The following is a 9,946-nucleotide window of genomic DNA, read 5'->3' as shown; positions in this document are numbered from 1 at the left end:
GACCTGCGACGTCCACCGTGGCGGGTCTACATCGTCGAAGGTTTTCAGGACGGCAAGTGGGCCATCGTCGTCCAGGTCCATCATGTCCTGGGCGATGGGGAAGCATGCGTCGCGCTCTTCGGCATGGCGCTTCTCGACGTCGACTTCATGCCGCCGCACTGCACGGGTCGTCCCAAGGTCTCAACCCCGCCAACGCACGAACTCGTCCGACACGGGTTGGCCTGGCGGGGCCGCGGTGTCATGCGAGGATCCAGGAAAGCCCTCGGGGCGATGCGTTCACCCGACCGCGCGCAGACCGCTGCACGGGATCTGACCCGGCTGGCGGGGCTGGTGTGGCGGGAAGTCCGGCACCCGTACAGGCCGGCCGGGATCAACCGGCCCGCGAGCGGCGAGTGGGTTTTCCGTACGACTTCGCGACCGCTCGACGAACTCCGAACTCTGGCTGAAAGCACCCCACGAGCGACGGTGAACACCGTGTTTCTTGCGGCGGTGGCCCATGCCCTCGAGGAGGCACTGGCTGCCGAACGCATCCCACTGAGCGCGCCTCTGAAAATCGGGGTGCCGAAGAGTTTACGTGAAGACACCCACCACGTTTTCGTCAATTCTTCGACCCAGACGAGCAACTTGGTCATCTCGGCGCCCCTCTCGCAGCACAACCCGCTTGAACTCCTGCGTTGCATCACCGACCGGCTACGACAAGCCCTCGACTCCGATGAACCCGCGATCCGTTCCATGCTCGGCAAAGGAGGGGCAGTCCAGACCTGGCCGATGAAGTGGAATGTCACCGCGACATTGCTCAATGGTCCGCCCGAAGGCATCAGCGGTCTCGGCGGCCGCCTCGAACAGTGCTTGCTGGCCGCCCTCCCCGGCGGCACGAAAGCCCTCGGGTTGGTCGGGTCGGCGTACAACGGCGATCTCTCGATCATCGTTGTCGCGGACCGATCGCTGGCTGCGCTCGCGGACCGAGTGTGCACCGGCATACAGGTGTGGTTGGACGACCTCACCAAACAGATCATTGCGCAGGACCACGGCCTCCTGGAGGTATAGGAACGCGCTCACCGGGTTTGCCGCGAGACAACCGACGGCAGTTGAACCAGCGTAGGCCGATAACCGGGTCAGCGATAAAGCCCTGGCCTGCAATTGTATTCGCGTCTTCCCAGAAGATCGGATCCCGCCAGGCCCGTGCAGGCATCCCGGCGACGTTTCTGCGGAACATCGCCGCCGCGTGGGGTCGCCGACCTATGCTGGGCCGGTGACCGTCCCCGACCAGGCCGTACCGCAGCAAACCTCCCCGCACACAGCGACCGCCGCCGCACGCACCGCCGCATTCTTCGACCTGGACAAGACCATCATCGCCAAATCCAGCACGGTGGCATTCGGCGAATTGTTCTACGACCATGGACTGCTCGACAGCCGCGCTGTGCTCAAGTCGGCTTACGCCGAGTTCCTCTTCTTGCTCGCCGGCGCCAACCATGACCCGCTGGATCGGATGCGCATCCACATGGCCAACTTGTGCACCGGTTGGGATGTGGCACAGGTCAGGTCGATCGTCAGTGAGAGGCTGCATGACATCGTGGCGCCGTTGGTGTTCGCCGAAGCCGCGGACCTGATCGCCGCCCACAAACTTTGCGGCCGCGACGTCGTCGTCGTCTCGGCGTCGGGTCAAGACATCGTGGAACCGATCGCCCGCGCGCTGGGCGCCACCCATGCCATGGCGACCCGACTGGTGGTCGAGAACGGCAAGTACACCGGCGACGTCGCATTCCACTGTTTCGGCGAACGCAAGGTGCATGCGATACGCGAGCTGACAGCCCGCGAGGGCTACCAGCTCGAACACTGCTACGGCTACTCCGACTCGATCACCGACTTGCCGATGCTGGAAGCAGTGGGCCACCCCAGCGTGGTCAACCCGGGCCGCGGCTTACGCAAACAAGCCGCCGAACGCGGTTGGCCCGCCTTGACCTTCTCCCAGCCGGTCTCGCTGCGCGGCACCATGGCGGCGCGGTCGGGCGCCCGAGCGCTCATCCGCTCGTTGCGCCGCCGCTCGGGGTTCAGCGTGCCTTGACCGACACCCAGACGACGTCGACGCGTCTGAGACATGATTATCCCAGGCGTACACTAGGTTTCGCAGACCAACATATCGACGGCGGCGGACGTTGGCCATGGCACATACCATCTTCGTACGGAGACAGTATGGTGGCAGCTCCCGGCTCCACTCCCAGACGGGAAGGACGTGTCATGTCAGGTCTTCCGGCCGCTTCGCTGGTCGCTGTCGCCGTCGCGACCGTCATCGCGGCATGCGGTGCCCCGGAAACGCGATCCGGAGTGACGACCGCGCCTGCCGCGTCCTCGAACGCCGCGGCCGGCCAGGCGACCGCCGCCCCGTCTCCGCTGCAATTTTCCACCAAAACGCTAGCAGGACAGGCGTTCTCCGGAGAAAGCCTCGCGGGTAAGCCGGCGGTGCTGTGGTTCTGGGCGCCCTGGTGCCCGACGTGCCAGCAGGAGGCACCCGCCCTCGCCAAGGTAGCGGCGTCGAACCCGCACGTGACGTTCGTCGGGGTGGCGGCGCGTGATCAGGTGTCATCGATGCAGTCCTTCGTCGACAAATACCACCTCGGTGCACTCACCCAATTGGCCGACACCGACGGGACGGTGTGGGCCAAATTCGGCATCACCCGGCAACCCGCGTGGGCGTTCATCCGCGCCGACGGCAGCGTCGATGTCGTCAAAGGCCAGCTCACCGAAACCGAACTGGCCGAGCGGGTCAGCGGATTGACCAACAGGTGATCAACACCGCCGCGCTCAGCTTCGCGCTGGGCGCCGGCCTGGTGGCCGCGCTCAACCCCTGCGGCTTCGCCTTCCTGCCCGGTTATCTGGGCTTGGTGATCGCCGGCAGCCATGGCACCTCACGCCCGGCGGCCCTGCTCCGCGCGGTCGGGGCCACCGCCGGCATGTCTCTGGGGTTTCTGACAGTTTTCGGAGCCTTCGGTCTGGTCATCTCGCCCGTGATCGCCTCGGCGCAGAAGTACCTGCCGTTCGCCACCGTGGTCATCGGATTTCTGCTCGTCGGCGTCGGGATCTGGCTCGTGGCCGGCAAGGACATCACCGTCCTCCTGCCCAAGCGCTTCGGAGGCACACCGACCGCGCGGCTCGGATCGATGTACGGCTACGGGGTGGGCTATGCGATCGCCTCGCTGTCGTGCACGATCGCCCCCTTTCTCGCCGTGATCAGCATGACGTTCAACCAGGGCTCGGTGCTCTCGGGCGTGCTGGCCTTCCTCGCCTACGCCGTCGGGATGACCATCACGGTGGGGGTGGCGGCGCTGGCCGTCGCGCTCGCCGGAGCGTCGGTCGGCGCCGCCTTTCGTCGCGTACTGCCCTGTGTCGGGCGGATCGCCGGGGTCGTCGTGCTGCTCACCGGTCTGTACGTGGCCTACTACGGCTATTACGAAATCCGGCTCTACTACACCGATGCCGACGCCGGCGACCCCGTGGTGCGGGCCGTCGGCACCGTGCAGAGCCGGCTGGCGGATTGGGTCAACGGACTGAGCCCATGGTTGCTGCTGGCCGTGGGGATGGCGCTGCTCGCTGCCGGAGCGGGCTTACACGCCGTGTCCCGGTGGCGCTCCGGAGGGCCAAGATACCGGTGACACCAGGCGCGCGGCGCGGATAGAGATCGGCGAACACCGTAACCCGCTTCCTTTGGTTCCTGATCTCCGACATCCAGAAACCCTGCGCGGCAACGACAGGAGCCTCCTGCGCTCAAGGCACAAAACTACCCGATCAAGCATCAAGGGGAGCCTGAAAAATTCAGGACCACACTGCTAGATTCTTTCCAGCAGGTCGGATCTCGACCACACTGGGAGGACTTTGCAATGCTCGGTATTACTGCGGCTGGACCGTTCCTCGACTGGGAAGAACTCACCGGCCAGTCCGCTTTCGTGGTCGACTTGGTCAGCATCCCGATCTTCAGCGCAATCGCCGGTCTCATCACCAACTGGACCGGGGTGATCATGCTCTTCGCGCCGATCTACTTCACCGGGTTCTACGTGCCGGGACTCAAATCGCTCTTCCCGTTTCTCCCCCGCAAGGTTCAAATTCTGCCGATTTTTGCGCCCAACGGAATCTTGGGATTCCAAGGGTTCATCCCCTGTCGTGCCGAGAAAATGGCCAGCCTGATCGTCGATATGTCGATTGCCCGGGTCGGCAGCATCCGAGATTTCTACGAAGAGCTCGGCCCGGCGGAACTCGCGGACACCATCGCGGACGCCTTGCGACCGAATGTGAAGAAACTTGCCGAGGAAATCATCGAAAGCGAGCACCGCACGCTCTGGCGCAGCCTGCCCGTGCCGGTCCAAAACCAGACACTGAAGACACTGGACGACAAACTACCGCAAATCTCGCGCCGAGTGTTCGCCCGGATCGGCGAGAACATCAGCGACCTGCTCAATGTGAAGCTGATGGTGGTCAATCACCTGCGACGTAACCCCGGTGTGCTCGTCGACATCATCAAAGGAATGGGCGCTCCCGAGCTCAGGTTCATGATTCGCATCGGTGCGCTCGGCTTCGTCTTCGGAATCCCTCTTGCGCTGTACATATCGTGGATACGCGAAGAGCAGCCACCCGTCTTGAGCGCTATGCCCACGTGGCTGGTTGTGCTCGCCGGGGCGGCGATCATCGGGATAGTGGTCAACTACCTTGCCGTCAAAGTGGTGTTCGAACCGGGCGACCCCAAGCCCATCTATCGCTGCTTGTGGCGCCAGGGCCTTTTTCCCAAGCGCCAGCACGAAGCCGCTGCCGAACTCTCCGAGATGCTGTCCCGCGAGGTCATGACCGTTCCGAACTTCGCCCGCGAACTTTTGGCCGGCGCCTGTGCCGACAAGACCGCCCTGATCATCGAGGAGGCGGTGGCCGAAGAAGTCGAGGCGATACTGACTCCTCTGGGAGCGATCGCCACCCGCTCACTGGGGATAGTCAACGTCGTCCTATTGGAGCGCAAGGCGAGCCTTGCCGCCGTGGAATTGGCGCCGGAACTGCTGACCTTCGACGAATTCAGTGACCAGCGGGCCAAGAAAATCGAGTTATTCGCAACCCAGAAGTTCCGCGCTTTGCCTCCGAATGAATTCGCCGAGATGCTCTACTCGGCCATCGAACAAGATGCCTGGCTGCTTTACGTCCACGGGGGGCTGTTGGGCGTGGTGGTAGGGGGAATCCACCTACTGCTGTTCGGATGGTGATCAGCGCCCGCTGATCAGCCGCGCAGATCAGGAAGGTGCGCCCTTCCCGACGATCTTGTCCGCGCGACCGTCGGTGGCCCAGCCGCCGCCTTCATATCCTTCGATGTCGATACATGCACTGACGAACTGCCGACCGAATGAGGTCAGCGATATGCTCCGATAGACGCTGATCGATTTTGGTTCCCGAGCCATCGCCGCCGTGGCTCGCGGCTGAACCTCCAACAGCGCGTAGCGCCGGTAGTCTTCAACCGGTTCCTTGGAAAAGTCAATCAGGCCCAGGCGATTCAGATTCGCCAGATACTGATAGGCGCAATCGGGCCATTTACATCCCGCCATTTCTGAGATCATGTTGACCCCGCCGACCAACTTGACAGAACCTATGCCAAAAAGCTTTCTGGTGCGCACATCGATGGCCGGTTGAGTCCCGGCCACCGCCAGGAAGCGCAATATTCTGGCCTCGTCGGGAAGCAGTTCGTCGAGGATGTTGGAGAATGAAGGATGCACGTCCCGAAACTGGTATTCGGGCTGGCAGGACACACGAAGGAGCGCCTCGCCGCGCATTTTCAGTGAGGCGATTTCATCCCGCGATGCCGTTCCCAGGAACATGCTGACTGCGTTGTCGATGGCCTGCGACGGCGCGACGCCGTACTGCACCTGCTGCACCTGCCGCAACGTGTCGACAAACATGCCGACTGGACGGGCGGCCACTCGGCTGACCGTGCCCAACAGCATCCCTCCCAACGAACCGTCCCCGCCCGAGTGAGAACTCGCACTCCCGGTCCCGTCCCCTGAGAGCGCGCCGCAGGCGTCCGGCGGCAGGACCTCCGCCTGCGCGGCCCCCGCGTGAGGGTCGACGGTCGTGCCGGACAGTGGGTGCGTCTGGGTCGCGCCGGCCGAGTCACCCTCACCGATCGCGAACTGACGAACCTCGTTGGCCGAATTCGCCAGGTAGTTCACCACGTTCGTGATTCCGTTCACGGCGTCCCTCGGATGGGTGACGGCGCGGAATGTCTGGCTGAACAGCCCTCTGGTGAGCTCGACCACGCCCGCCGCCTCGCGCAGCACTGCGGCGAGGGCATCGACCTCAGCGGGCCGACGAGGTTCGAACCCGCGGTCAACCTGACCATTCGAATCGTTCATGTCCTACCTGCTCGCGGCGATCGTGTGTGAGATCACACTACGTTGACGGTGGTCCGAAGAGAAACCCGGTGCGGCTATTCGTGGCCCGGGTGAAGTCAACTGGAAACCGCTCACTGTCGGCGGCGCTTAATTTTCGTGACACAGTCAGTCTTCGAATAAGACACCGGCAAGGTCGTAGCCGGCGTTCCTGGCGCCCGACACCAGGCTCGTCATCGTGAACGGCAAGGATCCCGTGTTGAACACCCCGGAGATGCCACGGCCCAAGTTGCTGAAGCCCGAAATCAGGCTGCCGAAGTTGTGGTAACCGGAGCCGCCGGTGTGCCCACCCGTCGGATCCGCGTTGAACCAGCCCGAGAGTCCAGATCCGTTGTTGCCGAAGCCCGATTCCCCTCCGGTGCCGGAGTTGAAGAACCCCGACGACGGCGATGTACTCGAGTTGAAGACGCCTGGGGCACTTGGGAAATCGATCACCGCGATGGTGGTCGCGGGCAGATGGAAGCTGGGGATGGTAAACGGCGCGGTGGTGAAACTGCTCAGTCCGATCGGGGGCACCACAAAGGGCGGCGTCGTGATCGTCGGCGTGGTGATGTTGGGCAGACTGAACGACCCCACCCCGATCGGAGCGATCGTCAACGGCGGCGTCGTGATCGTCGGCGTGGTGATCTGCGGCAACTGGAAACCACTGACCGTGATCGGATCAATCGTGATCGGCGGCGTCGTCAATTGCGGTGTGGTGATCTGCGGAAGGTCAAATGAGCCGACGCCGATCGATGGGATGGTGAACTCCGCTGTCGAGATCGAGGGAATTTTGATCTCGGGGACAGCGATCGCGGGCGTGGCGAGTGCGCCGATGGTAAGTCCCGGGATCGTAAAGCCGGGCAAGTTGAAGCCGGGGACGTAGAAGGAGGGAATCTCCAAGCCGAAGCCTGGAATGATGCCCCCGGAGATGGTGAGGGAAGCCGGCCCTCCCCCGGTACCGGGTCTGGTTCCGGGCCCGTTGACGCCCCCTCCGATCTGCGGAGTCAGGCCCGAAATACCGGTCTGAATGAGCGTGGTGTTGTTCGGGAAAGTTAAGACGTAGTCCAACGTAAAAGTAGGAAACGTCACGCTGATGCCAAGCGGATTTATCAATGGTGTGTAAAATCCGCCCACAGTTATGGGTGGTATGGAGATTTCAGCGGTCAGTATTTTTCCGTCAAAAATAAAGGCAGGAGTCGTGAAAGCAGGCACCGTAATAGCTGGAAGGCCCAGTGCGGGTACCGTCAATGCCGGCAAGCTGAAACCACCCAATGCTATCGCCGGGATCGTGAACGACGGAATGCTCACCGACGGCACCGACAACTCCGGCAGACTGAATCCACCCACCGTGATCGGCGGAATCGTCAACGACGGCACCGTCACCGACGGCACCGACAACACCGGCAGATCAAACGCACCCAACGCCGTCCCCGCCGGAATCGTCAACGAGGGAATCGTCAGCGACGGAATTGAAAACTGGGGCAAATCAAACGCAGGAATCACAACGGAGGGTATCTCGAAAGGCGGCAGAGTCAAGTTCGGCGTCGTGATCGCCAACTGTAGACCGCCTTGACTCACACCTTGAAAGAAGATACCGCTATTCATGTCGCCCGTGTTGACGAAGCCGTTATTCATGTTGCCGGTATTCAAAACGCCGGTGTTGATGTTTCCGGCATTCAACCAGCCGGTGTTCGCCGTGCCGGTGTTGAAGCCGCCCGTGTTGAATGAGCCGGGGTTGGAGCTGCCGGAATTATAATCGCCGGGGTTGGTCAATCCCGTGTTGGCGATGCCGGCGTCGAGCCAACCGGTGTTGAACGAACCCGAGTTGAACAGCCCGGTGTTCGCCTGCCCAGAGTTGAAGAGCCCCGTGTTGTAGCTGCCGGAATTGCCGAAGCCGAAGTTGCCGGTGCCCGAATTGAAGAAACCTACGTTCCCGCTGCCTGAGTTGAACAGCCCGATATTTCCGCTGCCAGAGTTGAGCCCGGCGACGTTGAAAAGGCTTAACGGGGCGCCGATGTAGGCGTTGCCGATACCGACCCGATTGTTGCCCGTCAGCCCGATGCCGATATTGCTGTTACCGGTGTTCGCAAAACCGATGTTGGAGTCACCCGAATTTCCGAAGCCGAAATTGATGCTGCCCGCATTGCCAAAACCAAAGTTGGCTCCACCCAGGTTCGCCAGGCCATGGTTCAGGCTGCCCAGGTTCCCCGATCCGAAATTTGAATTGCCGAGGTTTCCGCTGCCGATGTTCGCGAAGCCGATGTTCGCGTTCCCGATGTTGCTGCCTCCGATATTGGCCAGGCCCAGGTTCAGCGCCAATGTTTTGACCGGCGCCGCAGGCACCGCAGCTACGACGGCCGACGGAATCGGCAGGCCGGCGAGGTTGTCCAACAGATGCGTGAAGGGGGTGAGCGCCGACAAGGCTGTCGAAACACCACTGTGATAGCTCGACATTGCTGACACCGCCTGTGCCCACATGTCCTCATACTCGGCTTCCAGCGCCGCGATCGCCGGCGCGTTCTGCCCGAACAGGTTGGAAATCATCAACGAAACCAGCTGAGAACGGTTCACGCCGATCAGACCCGGCTGCACCATTGCCGCCTGCGCCATCGCGAACTCGCCGCTCACCGTGCGCGCCTGTACGGCCGCCTCCTTGGCCTCGGCCGCCACGGCGATCAGCCACCTGGCGTAGGGGCCTGCGGCGGCCGCCATGGCCGCAGCGGACGGCCCGTGCCACGCCTGGGCGACCAGCCCGGAGGTCAGCGATGAGATGGAGGCCGCGGCGGACGCCGTTTCTTCCGCGATGCCGTCCCAGGCCATCGCGGCTGACAGCATCGGCTCGGATCCCACGCCCGCGAACAGTCGTGACGCGTTGATTTCCGGTGGCAGGATGAGAAAGTTCACGCCGCAGCGCTCCTGGACGACTCGAGGCAAGTGTTGATGCAGGTGAGTGCCGTAGTCCGGTACGCCAGGGGATTACTACTCACGAGTAGCGTAATTAGAACGGTCAAGTTCGAGCGGTGTCAATATCGCGCACGGCCTAAATGCAATTATCGTTATACAATCGTTACAACAAGGGCATTGGCGATGCTGTGTCTAGTTTCTTTACAAATTGCATTTCTTCGCGTGGTGGTTGCGCGGTTGTCAAATCCGCCGCGCTGCGGTCATGTCGGATGGCCGCCTCCGGAGGTCATGCTCGATTCGTCCCGCGTCCACGCCGGCCGAACCACCGGCGCCAGTCACGCTCCGACAACCTCAACCTGGTCCGCGAATTTTCGCGTGGGTCAACTCGAACCCCTCGCTTCCGCGGCGTGACTCGCGTTACTATCCCGTGTCAATTCCATTCGTTCATCACGCACGAGCCCGTATCGGCCAGGGGGGGGGTGGACCGCAATGTCAACTTCGTCTACGAAGCGAGCTCCTTTGTCCAGAGAGTCGCTTGCCATGAAAGCGCCGAAGGGCCCGGCTGCAAAGGTGTCCGGACGGCCGCCGCGGGACCTGTGACGGGGGAGGCGCTGTTGAGTCAAATCGTCGATACCGAACCTGCGGCG

The 9,946-nt window shown here is 62.6% G+C and carries 6 protein-coding genes and 1 pseudogene; 5 read left to right on the top strand and 2 right to left on the bottom strand.

Features of this window, described 5'->3' with window-relative positions:
- The first annotated feature begins 3 nt into the window (after positions 1-3).
- From AC2VOK_RS16650 to AC2VOK_RS16630, 5 genes and pseudogenes are all read left to right on the top strand, one after another.
- Positions 4-1,047 carry a wax ester/triacylglycerol synthase domain-containing protein gene (locus tag AC2VOK_RS16650; protein ID WP_428901468.1) on the top strand — a complete coding sequence of 348 codons (1,044 nt, stop codon included), beginning with the start codon at positions 4-6 and terminating at the stop codon, positions 1,045-1,047.
- Positions 1,048-1,252: 205 nt separating this feature from the next.
- A pseudogene (locus AC2VOK_RS16645) lies at positions 1,253-2,014 on the top strand (HAD-IB family hydrolase); the annotation flags it as partial.
- A gap of 224 nt (positions 2,015-2,238) precedes the next feature.
- Positions 2,239-2,787 (top strand): protein disulfide oxidoreductase, encoded by a 549-nt coding sequence (locus AC2VOK_RS16640; RefSeq protein ID WP_428901467.1) that lies wholly within the window; start codon positions 2,239-2,241, stop codon positions 2,785-2,787.
- Positions 2,784-3,650 carry a cytochrome c biogenesis CcdA family protein gene (locus tag AC2VOK_RS16635; RefSeq protein ID WP_428901466.1) on the top strand — a complete coding sequence of 289 codons (867 nt, stop codon included), beginning with the start codon at positions 2,784-2,786 and terminating at the stop codon, positions 3,648-3,650. Before AC2VOK_RS16640 ends, AC2VOK_RS16635 begins: the two co-directional genes overlap by 4 nt.
- A 225-nt stretch (positions 3,651-3,875) precedes the next feature.
- Entirely contained in the window at positions 3,876-5,237 is a 1,362-nt protein-coding gene (locus AC2VOK_RS16630; protein WP_428901465.1) for a DUF445 domain-containing protein, read from the top strand.
- A 27-nt stretch (positions 5,238-5,264) separates the two neighbouring features.
- Here AC2VOK_RS16630 and AC2VOK_RS16625 read toward each other — a convergent pair whose 3' ends face one another.
- Positions 5,265-6,377: an Abi-alpha family protein gene (locus AC2VOK_RS16625; RefSeq protein WP_428901464.1), complete on the bottom strand. Its 1,113-nt coding sequence runs from the start codon at positions 6,375-6,377 to the stop codon at positions 5,265-5,267.
- Positions 6,378-6,521: 144 nt separating this feature from the next.
- Entirely contained in the window at positions 6,522-9,299 is a 2,778-nt protein-coding gene (locus AC2VOK_RS16620; RefSeq protein WP_428901463.1) for a PPE domain-containing protein, read from the bottom strand.
- Positions 9,300-9,946: the final 647 nt, after the last annotated feature.

Source organism: Mycobacterium sp. TH-M116 (assembly GCF_057473685.1).
Note: the sequence above shows the minus strand (reverse complement) of the source record. Positions and strands in the feature narration are given on the sequence as shown.

Excerpts from the sequence above, each read along its gene's own strand:
- AC2VOK_RS16630 (WP_428901465.1), top strand. The coding sequence starts at position 3,876 with ATGCTCGGTATTACTGCGGCTGGACCGTTCCTCGACTGGGAAGAACTC.
- AC2VOK_RS16640 (WP_428901467.1), top strand. The coding sequence starts at position 2,239 with ATGTCAGGTCTTCCGGCCGCTTCGCTGGTCGCTGTCGCCGTCGCGACC.
- AC2VOK_RS16625 (WP_428901464.1), bottom strand. The coding sequence starts at position 6,377 with ATGAACGATTCGAATGGTCAGGTTGACCGCGGGTTCGAACCTCGTCGG.